Source organism: Citrobacter sp. RHBSTW-00599, from assembly GCF_013784065.1.
Taxonomy (GTDB): domain Bacteria; phylum Pseudomonadota; class Gammaproteobacteria; order Enterobacterales; family Enterobacteriaceae; genus Citrobacter; species Citrobacter braakii.
The window spans coordinates 1,470,029-1,484,356 of sequence record NZ_CP056717.1; the positions used below are offsets into that span (position 1 = coordinate 1,470,029).

At 50.0% G+C, this 14,328-nt stretch carries 15 protein-coding genes; 12 read left to right on the plus strand and 3 right to left on the minus strand.

Annotated elements, in window-relative coordinates:
- Positions 1-18 precede the first annotated feature (18 nt).
- Genes eutC through eutR form a run of 4 tightly spaced genes read left to right on the plus strand, consistent with a single transcriptional unit; the run spans position 19 to position 3,227 of the window.
- Complete coding sequence (gene eutC, locus HV243_RS06895; RefSeq protein ID WP_016153947.1) at positions 19-915, plus strand: ethanolamine ammonia-lyase subunit EutC; 897 nt, start codon at positions 19-21, stop codon at positions 913-915.
- Between the two features lie 9 nt (positions 916-924).
- Positions 925-1,584, plus strand: coding sequence for an ethanolamine utilization microcompartment protein EutL (eutL, locus tag HV243_RS06900; protein WP_016153946.1), 660 nt, complete (start codon positions 925-927; stop codon positions 1,582-1,584).
- An 11-nt stretch (positions 1,585-1,595) separates the two neighbouring features.
- Positions 1,596-2,126, plus strand: a complete 531-nt coding sequence (eutK, locus tag HV243_RS06905) for an ethanolamine utilization microcompartment protein EutK (protein ID WP_016157100.1) — start codon at positions 1,596-1,598, stop codon at positions 2,124-2,126.
- A 48-nt stretch (positions 2,127-2,174) separates the two neighbouring features.
- Positions 2,175-3,227 carry an HTH-type transcriptional regulator EutR gene (eutR, locus tag HV243_RS06910; RefSeq protein WP_019077354.1) on the plus strand — a complete coding sequence of 351 codons (1,053 nt, stop codon included), beginning with the start codon at positions 2,175-2,177 and terminating at the stop codon, positions 3,225-3,227.
- 67 nt (positions 3,228-3,294) lie between these two features.
- Here the strand turns inward: eutR and hemF are convergent, their stop codons facing one another.
- Both hemF and amiA read right to left on the minus strand, forming a co-directional pair.
- Positions 3,295-4,194 (minus strand): oxygen-dependent coproporphyrinogen oxidase, encoded by a 900-nt coding sequence (hemF, locus tag HV243_RS06915; protein WP_181603942.1) that lies wholly within the window; start codon positions 4,192-4,194, stop codon positions 3,295-3,297.
- Between the two features lie 2 nt (positions 4,195-4,196).
- Positions 4,197-5,066 (minus strand): N-acetylmuramoyl-L-alanine amidase AmiA, encoded by an 870-nt coding sequence (amiA, locus tag HV243_RS06920; RefSeq protein WP_053388616.1) that lies wholly within the window; start codon positions 5,064-5,066, stop codon positions 4,197-4,199.
- Positions 5,067-5,277: 211 nt separating this feature from the next.
- Between amiA and HV243_RS06925 the strand changes: the two genes are divergently transcribed.
- From HV243_RS06925 to HV243_RS06950, 6 genes are all read left to right on the plus strand, one after another.
- Positions 5,278-5,703, plus strand: a complete 426-nt coding sequence (locus HV243_RS06925; protein WP_003038048.1) for a GNAT family acetyltransferase — start codon at positions 5,278-5,280, stop codon at positions 5,701-5,703.
- Positions 5,690-6,139, plus strand: coding sequence for a DUF2919 domain-containing protein (locus tag HV243_RS06930; protein WP_016157098.1), 450 nt, complete (start codon positions 5,690-5,692; stop codon positions 6,137-6,139). Before HV243_RS06925 ends, HV243_RS06930 begins: the two co-directional genes overlap by 14 nt.
- 59 nt (positions 6,140-6,198) lie before the next feature.
- Positions 6,199-6,774, plus strand: coding sequence for an RpoE-regulated lipoprotein (locus HV243_RS06935; protein WP_053388615.1), 576 nt, complete (start codon positions 6,199-6,201; stop codon positions 6,772-6,774).
- Between the two features lie 94 nt (positions 6,775-6,868).
- A complete protein-coding gene (yfeX, locus tag HV243_RS06940) occupies positions 6,869-7,768 on the plus strand; it encodes a porphyrinogen peroxidase (protein WP_049041039.1) in 900 nt (299 codons plus the stop codon).
- Between the two features lie 456 nt (positions 7,769-8,224).
- Positions 8,225-9,601: an argininosuccinate lyase gene (argH, locus tag HV243_RS06945; RefSeq protein ID WP_049041042.1), complete on the plus strand. Its 1,377-nt coding sequence runs from the start codon at positions 8,225-8,227 to the stop codon at positions 9,599-9,601.
- A 62-nt stretch (positions 9,602-9,663) separates the two neighbouring features.
- Positions 9,664-10,980, plus strand: a complete 1,317-nt coding sequence (locus HV243_RS06950; protein WP_016153937.1) for an anaerobic C4-dicarboxylate transporter family protein — start codon at positions 9,664-9,666, stop codon at positions 10,978-10,980.
- Between the two features lie 121 nt (positions 10,981-11,101).
- Here HV243_RS06950 and HV243_RS06955 read toward each other — a convergent pair whose 3' ends face one another.
- Positions 11,102-12,418, minus strand: a complete 1,317-nt coding sequence (locus HV243_RS06955; protein ID WP_016153936.1) for an anaerobic C4-dicarboxylate transporter family protein — start codon at positions 12,416-12,418, stop codon at positions 11,102-11,104.
- Between the two features lie 144 nt (positions 12,419-12,562).
- On the opposite strand from HV243_RS06955, the gene HV243_RS06960 reads away from it, so the two are divergent.
- Positions 12,563-13,219: an FCD domain-containing protein gene (locus tag HV243_RS06960; RefSeq protein ID WP_016153935.1), complete on the plus strand. Its 657-nt coding sequence runs from the start codon at positions 12,563-12,565 to the stop codon at positions 13,217-13,219.
- A 174-nt stretch (positions 13,220-13,393) separates the two neighbouring features.
- Complete coding sequence (gene ucpA, locus HV243_RS06965; RefSeq protein ID WP_016153934.1) at positions 13,394-14,185, plus strand: SDR family oxidoreductase UcpA; 792 nt, start codon at positions 13,394-13,396, stop codon at positions 14,183-14,185.
- Positions 14,186-14,328: the final 143 nt, after the last annotated feature.

Below are 14,328 nucleotides of genomic sequence, written 5' to 3' on the forward strand. Positions count from 1 at the left end.
ACGCGGGGATGACACACGATGGATCAAAAACAGATTGAAGAAATTGTACGCAGCGTGATGGCGTCAATGGGTGAGTCGCAGCCGCAGGCGCAAGCGCCGGCAGTACAAGCGCAATGCAGCACCACCCAGTGCGCCGCGCCGACCGGTGAAAGCTGTGCGATGGATTTAGGCTCAGCCGAGGCTAAAGCGTGGATTGGTGTTGAGAATCCGCACCGCGCAGAGGTGTTGACTGAACTGCGTCGTAGCACTGCGGCGCGTGTATGTACCGGTCGAGCCGGTCCACGTCCGCGTACCCAGGCGCTGCTGCGCTTCCTGGCCGACCACTCGCGTTCGAAAGATACGGTATTGAAAGAAGTGCCGGAAGAGTGGGTAAAAGCCCAGGGGCTGCTGGAAGTGCGCTCGGAAATCAGTGACAAAAACCTGTATCTGACGCGTCCGGATCTGGGGCGTCGTCTGAGTGCTGAAGCCATTGAAGCGCTGAAATCACAGTGTGTAATGAACCCGGATGTGCAGGTGATTATCTCTGATGGCCTGTCTACGGACGCTATCACCGCTAACTACGAAGAGATCCTGCCGCCGCTGTTGTCTGGCTTAAAACAGGCCGGATTGAAGGTTGGGACGCCGTTCTTTGTTCGCTATGGTCGCGTGAAAATCGAAGATCAGATCGGCGAACTGCTGGGCGCGAAAGCGGTGATTCTGCTGGTTGGGGAACGTCCGGGCCTGGGCCAGTCGGAAAGCCTTTCTTGCTACGCCGTCTATTCGCCGCGTGTGGCGACGACCGTTGAAGCTGACCGTACCTGTATCTCGAACATTCACCAGGGCGGTACGCCACCGGTTGAAGCGGCGGCGGTCATTGTGGATTTGGCCAAGCGCATGCTGGAGCAAAAAGCATCCGGCATCAATATGACCCGTTAAGGAGGCATCATGCCAGCATTAGATTTGATTAGACCTTCAGTCACCGCAATGCGCGTGATTGCCTCGGTAAATGACGGTTTTGCCCGTGAACTTAAATTACCGCCACATATACGTAGCCTCGGACTCATCACAGCAGATTCTGATGACGTGGCGTATATTGCCGCAGACGAAGCGACAAAACAGGCAATGGTGGAAGTGGTTTATGGCCGCTCGCTGTATGCCGGCGCGGCGCACAGTCCCTCTCCAACCTCGGGTGAAGTGCTGATTATGCTCGGTGGACCCAACCCGGCAGAAGTTCGCGCAGGTCTGGACGCGATGGTAGCCAATATTGAAAGCGGCGCGGCGTTTCAGTGGGCGAATGACGCAGAAGATACCGCCTTCCTGGCGCATGTGGTTTCGCGTACCGGCTCGTATCTCTCGGCGACCGCAGGATGCCGGCTTGGCGATCCGATGGCGTATCTGGTGGCGCCGCCGCTGGAAGCGACATTTGGTATTGATGCTGCGCTGAAATCGGCTGATGTACAACTGGTGACTTACGTTCCGCCGCCGTCAGAAACCAACTATTCGGCTGCGTTTATGACCGGTAGCCAGGCCGCTTGTAAAGCTGCATGTAACGCCTTTGCCGATGCCGTTCTGGATATTGCCCGTAACCCAATCCAGCGCGCGTAAGAGAGGTTGTGATGATCAATGCACTGGGATTACTGGAAGTGGATGGCATGGTCGCTGCCGTGGATGCGGCGGATGCCATGCTGAAAGCCGCGAACGTACGCCTGCTTAGCCACGAAGTGCTCGATCCTGGCCGGTTGACGCTGGTGGTGGAAGGCGATCTGGCGGCGTGCCGCGCAGCGCTGGATGCCGGCAGCGCCGCTGCTGCGCGTACAGGCCGTGTTATCAGCCGTAAGGAAATCGGCCGACCGGACGATGATACCCAGTGGCTGATCGGCGGTTTTAAGCGCCAGCCGAAGAAACCAGAACAGAAGCCAGAAGTGAAAACAGATGTAAAAACGCAGAAGACGCAGGACGCCCCGTTGACGCCTGAATCCTCTGATCAACTTCTGACGCTGTTGGCATCGGTCCGTCAAGGAATGACGGCAGGGGAAGTGGCTGCCCACTTTGGCTGGTCACTTGATGAAGCCAGAAAGGCGCTGGAACAGCTCTTTTCTGACGGAGCGTTGCGTAAACGCAGTAGTCGCTATCGCTTAAAAAATTAACCTGTCGGAGGGCCGGGGGCTTCGTTGAAGCTTCCGGCTTAAAAGATCATGAAAAAGAACCGTACTGCAAACCTGCACCATCTTTATCATGAAGCATTACCCGAAGACGTTAAACTTACGCCGAAAGTGGAGGTGGACAACGTTCACCAGCGGCGAACAACGGATGTGTATGAGCATGCGCTGACGATTACCGCATGGCAGCAGATCTACGACCAGTTACATCCGGGAAAATTTCATGGCGAGTTCACGGAAATCCTGCTCGATGATATTCAGGTGTTCCGTGAATACACCGGACTGGCGTTGCGTCAGTCGTGTCTTGTCTGGCCGAACTCTTTCTGGTTTGGTATTCCGGCCACGCGCGGCGAACAGGGATTTATTGGCACCCAGTGTCTGGGGAACGCTGAAATTGCCACCCGCCCTGGCGGGACAGAGTTTGAACTGAGTACGCCGGATGATTACACCATTCTGGGTGTCGTCATTTCGGAAGAGGCGATTGCCCGTCAGGCCAACTTCCTGCATAACCCGGAAAGAGTGCTGCATATGCTGCGCAACCAGTCGGCGCTGGAAGTGAAAGAACAACACAAAGCCGCGTTATGGGGCTTTGTGCAGCAGGCGCTGGCGACGTTTAGCGAAAATCCGGAAAACCTCCATCAACCTGCGGTACGCAAAGTGCTGGGCGATAACCTGCTGCTGGCGATGGGCACTATGCTGGAAGAAGCGCAGCCGATTATCACGGCTGAGAGCATCAGCCATCAGAGCTATCGTCGCCTGCTGTCGCGTGCGCGGGAATATGTGCTGGAAAATATGTCAGAACCGCTGACCGTGCTCGATCTGTGTAATCAACTGCACGTCAGCCGTCGGACGTTGCAAAACGCCTTTCACGCGATCCTTGGTATCGGTCCGAATGCCTGGTTAAAACGCATTCGCCTGAACGCTGTACGTCGCGAGCTGATAAGCCCGTGGTCGCAGAGTACGACGGTGAAAGACGCCGCCATGCAGTGGGGATTCTGGCATTTAGGGCAATTTGCCACCGACTACCAGCAGCTGTTTGCGGAAAAACCTTCATTGACGCTGCATCAGCGCATGCGCCAGTGGGCATGATGCGATGAATGTGCCGGATGCGACGCAAAGGCGTTTTATCCGGCCTGGGGGCTGGTATTGTCTGGGGTTACACCCAGTCGCGAACCTGAATAAACGCGCTAAGGGCGGCTTCCGGGCTGTTCGCTTCCGGCTGCCAGTCATACTCCCAGCGCACCAGCGGCGGCATCGACATCAGAATCGATTCCGTACGGCCGCCGGTCTGCAGACCGAATAACGTGCCGCGATCCCACACCAGGTTAAATTCCACATAGCGTCCGCGACGGTAAAGCTGAAAATTGCGTTCACGTTCGCCCCAGCTCATTGCTTTGCGGCGCTCAACGATGGGCAGATACGCTTCGGTATAGCCTTGACCTACCGCCTGCATAAAGGCGAAGCTGTGGTCGAAATCCGGCGTATTCAAATCATCGAAAAACAGCCCGCCAATGCCGCGCTTTTCGTTGCGATGCTTGAGGAAGAAGTAGTCATCGCACCACTTTTTGTAACGGGGATAAACGTCTTCGCCGAACGGCTGGCACAGATCTTGCGCCGTGCGGTGCCAGTGAATCGCATCCTCATCAAAGCCGTAGTAGGGCGTTAAGTCAAAGCCGCCGCCAAACCACCAGACCGGGTCAGTGCCCGGTTTTTCCGCAATAAAAAATCGCACGTTGGCATGACTGGTCGGAATGTAGGGATTCTGCGGATGTACCACCAGCGAGACGCCCATGGCCTCAAAGCTGCGTCCCGCAAGCTCCGGGCGATGTGCGGTTGCCGAGGCCGGCATTGCCTCGCCGTGAACGTGGGAGAAGTTGACGCCCGCTTGCTCGAAAATACCGCCGTTACGCAGCACCCGGCTGCGCCCGCCACCGCCTGCTTCACGTTGCCAGTTATCCTCAACAAACTCGACGCCGTCTACGGCGGATAACTGCTGGCAAATATCATCTTGCAGGCTGAGCAGGAACTGTTTTACGCGCTGTGCATCGGGCTTCATGGTTAACGTTTCTTCGAGTGTGCTTTCTGGTTATCAAACCAGTGGAAATAGCTGATGATGCCATTGGCTATAGCGGTGGCGATTTTCTGGCGAAATGCCGCCGTGCCCAGCAGCCGTTCTTCTTCCGGGTTGGTAATGAACGAGGTTTCGACCAGTACCGATGGAATTGATGGTGATTTTAGCACCACGAAGGCGGCTTGTTCCGTGCTGCGACTGTGAAGACGGTGTACCGGCTTGATCTTCTTGAGAATATGCGAGCCTAACGTCAGGCTGTTTTTAATGGTATCCGTTTGCACCAGATCGAACAGCACCTGCTGCAGCAAATGGTCTTTATCGGTGGTCTTCTTCCCGGCCACTTCATCGGCCCGGTTTTCACGATCGGACAGATACTTCGCCATGGCGCTACTGGCACCGCGATTGGATAACGCAAAGACCGACGCACCTGCAGCGCTCGGATTGGTAAAACCGTCGGCGTGGATCGACATGAACAGGTCGGCGCCATGCTTATGTGCGATCTCGACGCGATCGTAAAGCGGAATAAATGTATCGCCGGAGCGCGTCAGGCGCGCATCAATCCCCTGGTTGCGTAGAATCGAGCGCACGTTTTTGGCAATCGCCAGTACCACGTGCTTTTCCTTCGACCCATTGCGACCAATTGCGCCGGTATCAATCCCTCCGTGACCCGGATCAAGGACAACAACGCGCTTAGTGCCGGCTTTTTTCGCTTTCGGTTTGCTGTGCCCATTGCTGGTCTTAAGCGCTTCTTCTTTAGCGATGGCTTGCGACATGCCTGACAGCGTTAGGGCGGCCAGCCCGGCTTTCAACACCTGGCGGCGCGATGTGAGTGTTTTTAGTGGTTTAAAAGTGCTCATACGGCCTGAGTTGTAAAAAAAGGTTCTAAACGTTATATCGTATCGCGTTGTCCGTTGCGACGGATCGGGATAAGAATTGTTTTACTTTTCATTTCAATACGTGACAATTCCGTATTATGCCATTTTTTCCGCCGCTTCGCGTCAGATATTGGCTAAATCAGCCGTTCGCGCCATAATCGCTTTTTAACGTCCTGAAAAGGTAACCAATACCATGGAAATACGCGTTTTTCGCCAGGAAGATTTCGAAGAGGTGATCACCCTCTGGGAGCGCTGTGATTTGCTGCGTCCATGGAACGACCCTGAAATGGACATTGAGCGTAAAGTCAATCATGACGTCAGCTTGTTCCTGGTCGCTGAAGTGAATGGCGAGGTGGTCGGTACGGTGATGGGCGGATATGACGGGCATCGCGGCTCGGCCTATTACCTGGGCGTGCATCCTGAGTTTCGCGGTCGCGGCATTGCCAATGCGCTGCTCAACCGGCTGGAGAAAAAGCTCATTGCCCGCGGTTGTCCGAAGATTCAAATCATGGTGCGTGACGATAATGACGTCGTACAGGGTATGTATGAACGTCTGGGTTATGAACATGCGGATGTACTCAATCTGGGCAAGCGTTTGATCGAAGATGAAGAGTACTGAGTTTCATCCGGCCGACTATGACGCTCATGGGCGTCTGCGCCTGCCTTTTCTCTTCTGGTGCGTGCTGCTGCTGCAGGCGCGCACTTGGGTTCTGTTTGTGATTGCCGGTTCTTCCCGCGAGCAGGGCAACACGCTGCTGAATCTGTTTTATCCCGATCACGACGCTTTCTGGCTGGGTTTGCTTCCAGGCGTTCCCGCGGTATTGGCATTTTTACTCAGCGGGCGACGCTTTGCGTTTCCGGTGGTATGGCGCTGGCTGCGAGGATTACTGATCCTCGCTCAACTGGTGCTACTGTGCTGGCAGCCGGTGATGTGGCTGGCAGGCGATCCGGTCAACGGTGTCGGGCTGGCGCTGCTGGTGGCGGATGTCGTTGCGCTGATCTGGCTGTTAACTAATCAACGTCTGCGCGCCTGTTTTTCCCTCGAGAAAGAATAACGGCACTTTTTGGCGAAACCGGACTCCAAGCAACGTTGATAAATAAGGAAGGAAGTGAAATGAAATCACTGCGTTTGACTTTATGCGCGATGCCGCTGCTATTGACCGGGTGTTCAACGTTGTCATCGGTGAACTGGTCTGCCGCCAATCCGTGGAACTGGTTTGGTTCTTCAACGCAGGTCACTGAGCAGGGCGTCGGAGCGTTAACTGGCGCAACCCCGCTGGATGAAAAAACCATTGCTGATGCGCTGGACGGTGATTACCGCCTGCGTAGCGGGATGAAGACCGATAACGGTAATGTGGTGCGCTTTTATGAAGCGATGAAAGATGACAAGCTGGCGATGGTTATCAATGGCAATCAGGGAACGATTAGCCGTATTGATGTAGTCGACAGCGATATTCCCTCTTCTGCGGGTGTCGAAATCGGTACACCGTTTAGCGACCTTTACACTAAAGCCTTTGGTAATTGTCAGAAGGCGACTGGCGATGACAGCGCGGGCGTTGAATGCAAAGCTGAGGGAAGTCAACATATTAGCTACATCTTTTCCGGTGAGTGGAGCGGGCCTGAGGGCTTAATGCCGTCTGACGATACGTTGAAAGCATGGAAAGTAAGCAAAATTATCTGGCGGCGTTAATTTGCGTCTGAACAAATCGGCTTGTTAAAAAAACAGGTAGAATAGCGCCCATCAATGCCACGATGTCGTGGCATCTTTTTTTTCAGGAGGAACAATGTCTCAGGTTCAGAGTGGCATTTTGCCAGAACATTGCCGTGCGGCGATTTGGATTGAAGCCAATGTTAAAGGCGACGTTGAGGCCCTGCGTGGGGCCAGCAAAACCTTCGCCGATAAGCTGGCGACCTTTGAAGCGAAGTTCCCGGATGCGCATCTGGGCGCGGTTGTTGCTTTTGGCAACAACACCTGGCGTACACTGAGCGGCGGCGTTGGCGCAGAAGAGTTAAAAGACTTTATCCCTTACGGTAAAGGTCTTGCGCCAGCCACCCAGTATGATGTGCTGATTCATATTCTCTCTTTGCGTCATGACGTGAATTTCTCCGTTGCACAGGCGGCAATGGAAGCCTTTGGCGACAGTATTGAAGTCAAAGAAGAGATCCACGGTTTCCGTTGGGTTGAAGAGCGCGATCTCAGCGGCTTTGTTGACGGAACGGAAAACCCGGCAGGCGTTGAAACGCGCCGTGAAGTCGCGGTTATTAAAGATGGCGTGGATGCTGGTGGCAGCTATGTGTTTGTGCAGCGTTGGGAACATAACCTGAAGCAGCTTAACCGCATGAGCATTCATGACCAGGAAATGATGATTGGGCGTACCAAGGAAGCCAACGAAGAGATCGACGGTGATGACCGTCCGGTTACTTCTCACCTGAGCCGCGTCGATCTCAAAGAAGACGGTAAAGGACTGAAAATTGTGCGCCAGAGCCTGCCATACGGTACCGCCAGCGGTACACACGGCCTCTATTTCTGTGCCTATTGCGCCCGTTTGCACAACATCGAGCAGCAACTGCTGAGCATGTTTGGCGACACTGACGGCAAGCGCGATGCGATGCTGCGCTTCACTAAACCGGTGACCGGCGGCTATTATTTCGCGCCATCGCTGGATCGTTTGCTGGCCCTGTAATTTTTTTATGCCAGATGGCGCTGATGCCGCCATCTGGCACAATATAGCTCTCCCCCGAATCACCCAACGTCCGCTATGCTGATAATGCACTCGCGTTGACGCTTATCCTGAAAAATCACCTCCCACGTTCATTATTATTTACCTGCCAGTTTCTCGGTTATGACAACGGTATTAAATGGAATTATTTAGAATTAATAAACTATTAATACCAATTTATTACTTTAAAAATTCTGAATATATCTGAATTAAATCACAATTTAAATGTGAGGAAGATCAGGTTTTTTAATGCAATTTATGAAAACAAAATAAATAATAAGTGTAATTAATTTCGCTATAAATTGATTTAATGCCTTCATTTGTTGACAATTAAAATGACTGTCTTGTAATCTGAAAATGACCGAAAAATAACGGAATTCATATTTAACTATTTTGCAACAAAGGGTCATTGGAGGTTTTATGTCTACAAAATTATGGGGTGGGCGTTTTGATATGCCTACAAATAAACTGGTCGAATCTTATAATGCGACCATTATGCTGGAACAACGTCTCTGCCCTTTTGATATTCAGGGGAGTATTGCTCACGCCACTATGCTGGGCCGTCAGGGGATTATCACGCAGGATGAAGCGAATGCGATTATTGGCGGGTTAAGGCAGGTCAATAAAGAGATTGAGGAAGGGCAATTCGTTTTTGATACCGTTGATGAAGATATTCATATGGCGATAGAAAGACGTATGACAGAAATAATTGGTCCTGTAGGCGGGAAGCTACATACCGGCCGCAGTCGTAATGACCAGACGACTGTCGATTCGAAAATGCACATGAGATCGACTATTCGTGAAATTCAGCAGGATATCGTTCATCTACAAAAAGTTATTATCAGCAAGGCTGAAAATAACATTAATGCGATCATGCCTGGCTATACTCATTTACAGACCGGTCAGCCTATTCTGCTGTCGCACTGGATAATGGCATATTATTGGATGTTACGCCGTGACTGGACTCGTTTTGCAGACCTTTATCAACGCATGGGGGAATGCCCTTTAGGTTCAGCAGCCCTTGCCGGTACTACTTTCCCCATTGATCGTGATTTCACGGCTAAAGAGCTTGGCTTTGACAAACCGACTGAAAACAGTATTGATTCTGTCAGCGATCGTGACCATATGGTTGAATTCACTGCCGCCGCTGCTATGTGCTTTATGCATCTTACCCGTTTGTCAGAAGAACTGGTTTTATTCTCAAGTCAGGATTTTAAGTTTATTGAGCTTTCAGATGATTTCTGTACCGGTTCCAGCATCATGCCACAGAAGAAAAACCCCGACGTGGCTGAAAAAATGCGCGGCAAAGGGGGGCGTATGTACGGAAATCTAATGGCGATGTTGACCATTATGAAAGGTATCCCTCTGGCCTATAATACTGATATGAGTGAGGATAAAGAGCAGGTCTATGACTCTATGGATACCTTACAGACCAGTCTGAAAATTATGGCGCCGATGCTCGAAAAAATGGTTATTCTTTCAGATAATACTCGCAGCGCAGCGGCAAGAGGATTTTCAAACGCAACCGATATGGCTGACTACCTGGTTCGTAAAGGCATTCCTTTTAGAGAAGCTCACCATATTGTTGGCAGCGCTGTTAATTACTGTATAAAACATAGAAAAATGTTGGAAGAGCTTACTCTGAATGAATTCCACACATTTGATGATAAAATCGAAAATGATATATATGAGAGTATATCTCTCGAAGCATGTATTAAATCAAGAATGTCTTATGGTGGCACAGGGACTGATGCTGTTAAAAAACAGATCGAAATTGCTAAATCATATTTAAACTAATCCCGAGCATAGTAATTAATATCTCCCGGATGCAATATCCGGGAGACGCTTTGAGGTGAAAAATGGATGCTTTATTTTTTATACAATTATTTATTGTACTCGCCTGTATTGGTATAGGCGGACGTTATGGAGGAATGGGGCTGGGTGCTGGTGGAGGACTTGGTGTTGCAATATTAGTTCTGGGTTTTGGACTAAAACCCTCCGCACCATCTATTACTGCAATGCTAATTATTATTTGTGTGATTGGCGCTGTCAGCGTATTACAGGCCGCTGGTGGGCTTGATTACCTGGTGCGCGTGGCTGAAAAATTACTCCGTAAAAAACCACAGGCAATTACTTTTGTTGCCCCCATATTAACTTCCATATTTACGTTATTCTGTGGGACTACTTACGTTGCTTTCTCTTTGTATCCGGTTGTCGCTGAAGTAGCTGCTGAAGCAAAGGTCCGTCCGGAGCGAGCGTTGTCCGCAACGGTTATTGCGGCCAGTGTCGCAGTTGCTGCCAGTCCGATGAGTGCGGCAACCGCGGGGATGCTGGCTATTCTGCATGAATATGCCGGGATTAGCCTTGGGCAAATACTGACGATTGCTCTCCCATCATTCTTTATGGCAGCTATTGTTACCAGCTTTTCAGTTTATAAACGTGGAAAAGAGCTGGAGGATGATCCGGAATTCCAGAGGAGAGTTGCTGCTGGCGAATATGAGTTCATGCATACTGAGCAGAAAAAAGAATTTGTTGCTTCAGCTGGCGCTAAAAAAGGTGTCGTTATCTTTGCGATTGGTGTGGTACTGGTACTTATTTTAGGTTCTTTTACTGAGTTACTCCCTTCCTGGGATGGAAAAAGACTGTCAACCCCAATGGTTATTCAGATGGTCATGTTGACAGCCGCTTTGTTTATTATGATTGTCAGTAAAGTACCAAGTAGTACCTTGAATAGCGGCTCAGTCTTCCGTGCAGGTTTGATGGGAGTGGTAGCAATACTCGGTGTTTCATGGATGACGGCGACGTTTTTTGATGCCTATCAGCCAGAACTGATTAAGGTTTTTGGTGGCATTGTCAATGATGCACCAATGCTATTTGGTGTGGTTGTATTCTTGTTCTCGCTGGTCATTATGAGCCCGGCGGCGACGGTAGCTGCCATCATGCCACTCGGTGTTACCTTAGGTATTCCCGCCCCGTTTCTTATCGCTATTTTTGCTTGTACCTGTGGTGACTTTATTATACCTGGAGCAAATCAAATCGGCTGTGTTGCATTTGATCGAACAGGTACCACAAAGATTGGACGCTTTGTTGTCAACCATAGCTACATTCGTCCGGGCTTTGTGATGGTTATCTCTCAGGTAATTTTTGCTTATCTCATTGCTCAGGTTGTTCTGTAAAGTACATTCTATGGAAAATTGCAGTGGTGCTATTCAGAAGTGAGTACCAGGCATCCTCTCTGAATTCATTCAGGGGGGATGCCATAAAGAAAAGGTTTACCACAATTAAATTGCTCTCTCACTACATCAGCATTTTGGAAAAAAGGAAGCAAAAAAGGGTTGATGCTACAACGGTGACAAGACCAGGTAGCATGTAGCTGTGATTAACCACATACTTGCCAATTCGAGTTGTCCCGGTACGATCAAACGCCACACAGCCAATCTGTGCCCCCCCTGGAATAATGAATGATCCACAAGTCAGCGGGAGCAGGGCGACCAGGGTTTCTGCCGGATATCCCATTAACACGCCAGCGGGGAGTAGCGCTACAGCAGTCGCTGCGGGGCTATAAATTACGGCTGAAAGACCAAAAACAATAATGCCGAACAAGACTGGATTCTGGAAACCGTGGAAAGCCGTGTTAAATAATTCGTGCCATGCCTCAAAAAAGGAGTTCATCATCCATGACAGACCAAATATGGCGACAACACCCACAAGACCTGCTTTAAAGACAGAACCTGAATCGAGTTTTGACGGAGAAATTCGACATACCATCATAATAATACATGCTGTTGTCAGCATAACTATTTGCAGCGTGGTAGGGATACTCATACGTTCCATTCCGGTACCGTTATTCCACTCAGGACGTAATTCAGGAATTGAACCCATAAGAACGACCAGAATGATACCGGTAAGGAAAATCAGCAATCCTCTCTTCGCCTCTTTTGTCACTATATTGGCTGTTCGCTCTTCAGCTTTTACTGATTCAAACTCACCTTCAGCAACCCTGCGTTGGAATTCCGGATCATTTTTAAGCTCATGACCTCTTTTAAAGACGAACAGGCAGCCGACAACGCAGCCAAGGAACGTTCCGGGAACGGTGACTAACAAGATATCTAAAGCAGAGACATGTAATCCAGCAAGGACAGCAATTGTCCCTGTTACGACCGCACTGACCGGGCTGGCAATAAGCCCAAAATTGGCAGCGATTACTGACATCGACATGGCTCTCTCTGGCCGTACCCTGGCATCTGCTGCAATTTCAGCAATGACTGGATAAACCGAAAAGGCAACATATCCTGTTCCGCAGATAGCAGTAAAAAGGTAAGCGACTGCGGGGCCGAGGAAAGTGATCGCGCCCGGCCACTTTCTGAGGATCCGTTCTGCCATCGTAACGAATAAATCAAGCCCGCCAGCCGCCTGGAGGATTGTGATGCAAGTGATAACCGCAAGGATAATAGAAATAACAGTGAAAGGAGGTGAGTCGGGAGGGAGTCCAAAACCAAAAGTCAGGATAGCGAGTCCTAACCCGCCAGCAGCCCCCAGGCCAATCCCACCAAAACGCCCACCTATACCGATACATATAAGTACTATCGCAAACTGAGTTACGAATAACACCATAATTAATTCCTTTTTATTAACAAATGGCTTGGTATAATTTGAATAATAGGGGCTATAATCTTACCATAACAGTATATTAAGCAATCTAACTTATTAGATTATTTATACTCATCAGTTTTGCAGCACTTTAATCCGAGAGTGTTTATGGATAACAAAAACGAACTGTTTGAAAGTATTAAAAATTATCTGCTTGATGATGCTAACCGCAATGCTGATGGTCGCATTGAAACTGAAACTGAGCTTGCCGTTCGTTTTAATACATCAAGATATAAAGTTCGTCAGGCGCTCAGCACACTGGTACAGATGGGAATGTTGGAACGATCTCCTCGTCGTGGCAGCGTCTTGAAGAATTTGGAACAGCACAACATAAATCACCAGTTGTTAATGCAGTTTGATTTGTCTGGGTTTGATATCACGGAATTTACAGAGGCAAGGATCCTGATTGAGTGCGCGATTATCCCTCTGGCAACGCGTAGAATTTTTCCGGCGATGCTCTCCAAACTTGAAAATGAGCTAAGGCTTATTGAAGAGAATGCGGATAACCCCCAGGTGGCCGATCGTCACGATAGAGATTTTCATTTGCTCTTGCTACAGGCGAGTGGCAACCGGGTGCTGCAGGTTTTCTCTGATGTCCTCATTACTTATTTTGAGAAAACAAGGGAGTCGTTACCTGCGAACGATCGTCAGTATTTTCTTGATACGGCGGCAAAACAGAGGGAAATACTGCTTCATATTAAAAAAGGGGATGCGCAGATGGCATCGGAGTTGATGAGAGCACATTTGCTGGAAAAACGGCTGTAAGTCTTCTGTTAACCAGGTCAGAGTATGTTTACTGTTGGGTCCCCGCAACGCCGGGGATTTTTTTTACCTGAGATTAACCTGATTTAGTGAGCTATTCCTCAGCACTTATTTGTTATTGCTGTATCTTCTGCGTGAATGAAGCGAATGCTTCATATTCAAAAGGAGAATATTGAAATGGGAAAACTCACGGGCAAAACAGCATTGATTACGGGCGCATCTCAGGGTATTGGCGAAGGGATCGCCAGAACATTTGCCCGCCATGGCGCGAACCTAATCCTGCTGGATATCTCCGATGAGATTGAAAAACTGGCGGATGAGTTGGCTGGGCGCGGGCACCGTTGCACCGCCGTACACGCTGACGTCAGAGATTTTGCGTCGGTCACGGAAGCGGTAAAACGCGCGAAGAAGATTGAAGGCAAAATCGATATTCTGGTCAACAATGCGGGCGTATGTCGCCTCGGCAACTTCCTTGATATGAGCGATGAAGATCGCGATTTCCACATTGATATCAACATTAAAGGTGTCTGGAACGTGACGAAAGCCGTTCTGCCGGAGATGATTGCGCGCAAAGACGGGCGCATTGTGATGATGTCATCTGTGACCGGCGATATGGTTGCCGATCCGGGCGAAACGGCCTACGCGCTGTCGAAAGCCGCAATCATTGGTTTGACCAAATCTCTGGCGGTGGAATACGCGCAGTCCGGCATTCGCGTTAATGCTATTTGCCCGGGCTACGTTCGTACGCCGATGGCGGAAAATATCGCTCGTCAGTCTAATCCGGAGGATCCTGAATCCGTATTAGTCGAAATGGCAAAAGCGATCCCGATGCGCCGCTTGGCCTGCCCACTTGAGGTTGGTGAACTGGCGGCATTCCTGGCGTCGGATGAGTCCAGTTACTTGACTGGCACGCAAAACGTGATTGATGGCGGCAGCACCCTGCCTGAAAGCGTTAGCGTCGGCGTCTGATTGATGCCGGTCTCCTCCCCGTGCGCTGGGGAGGAGGTACCCTTATTCTCTTTTCAACTTTCAAATCATCAAACGGTATATAAAACCGTTACTCCTTTAGCACTGGTTATAAATATGATGACCATAAGAAAGTCATTAAATTT

Excerpts from the sequence above, each read along its gene's own strand:
- eutC (WP_016153947.1), top strand. The coding sequence starts at position 19 with ATGGATCAAAAACAGATTGAAGAAATTGTACGCAGCGTGATGGCGTCA.
- eutL (WP_016153946.1), top strand. The coding sequence starts at position 925 with ATGCCAGCATTAGATTTGATTAGACCTTCAGTCACCGCAATGCGCGTG.
- eutK (WP_016157100.1), top strand. The coding sequence starts at position 1,596 with ATGATCAATGCACTGGGATTACTGGAAGTGGATGGCATGGTCGCTGCC.
- eutR (WP_019077354.1), top strand. The coding sequence starts at position 2,175 with ATGAAAAAGAACCGTACTGCAAACCTGCACCATCTTTATCATGAAGCA.
- hemF (WP_181603942.1), bottom strand. The coding sequence starts at position 4,194 with ATGAAGCCCGATGCACAGCGCGTAAAACAGTTCCTGCTCAGCCTGCAA.
- amiA (WP_053388616.1), bottom strand. The coding sequence starts at position 5,066 with ATGAGCACTTTTAAACCACTAAAAACACTCACATCGCGCCGCCAGGTG.
- HV243_RS06925 (WP_003038048.1), top strand. The coding sequence starts at position 5,278 with ATGGAAATACGCGTTTTTCGCCAGGAAGATTTCGAAGAGGTGATCACC.
- HV243_RS06930 (WP_016157098.1), top strand. The coding sequence starts at position 5,690 with ATGAAGAGTACTGAGTTTCATCCGGCCGACTATGACGCTCATGGGCGT.
- HV243_RS06935 (WP_053388615.1), top strand. The coding sequence starts at position 6,199 with ATGAAATCACTGCGTTTGACTTTATGCGCGATGCCGCTGCTATTGACC.
- yfeX (WP_049041039.1), top strand. The coding sequence starts at position 6,869 with ATGTCTCAGGTTCAGAGTGGCATTTTGCCAGAACATTGCCGTGCGGCG.
- argH (WP_049041042.1), top strand. The coding sequence starts at position 8,225 with ATGTCTACAAAATTATGGGGTGGGCGTTTTGATATGCCTACAAATAAA.
- HV243_RS06950 (WP_016153937.1), top strand. The coding sequence starts at position 9,664 with ATGGATGCTTTATTTTTTATACAATTATTTATTGTACTCGCCTGTATT.
- HV243_RS06955 (WP_016153936.1), bottom strand. The coding sequence starts at position 12,418 with ATGGTGTTATTCGTAACTCAGTTTGCGATAGTACTTATATGTATCGGT.
- HV243_RS06960 (WP_016153935.1), top strand. The coding sequence starts at position 12,563 with ATGGATAACAAAAACGAACTGTTTGAAAGTATTAAAAATTATCTGCTT.
- ucpA (WP_016153934.1), top strand. The coding sequence starts at position 13,394 with ATGGGAAAACTCACGGGCAAAACAGCATTGATTACGGGCGCATCTCAG.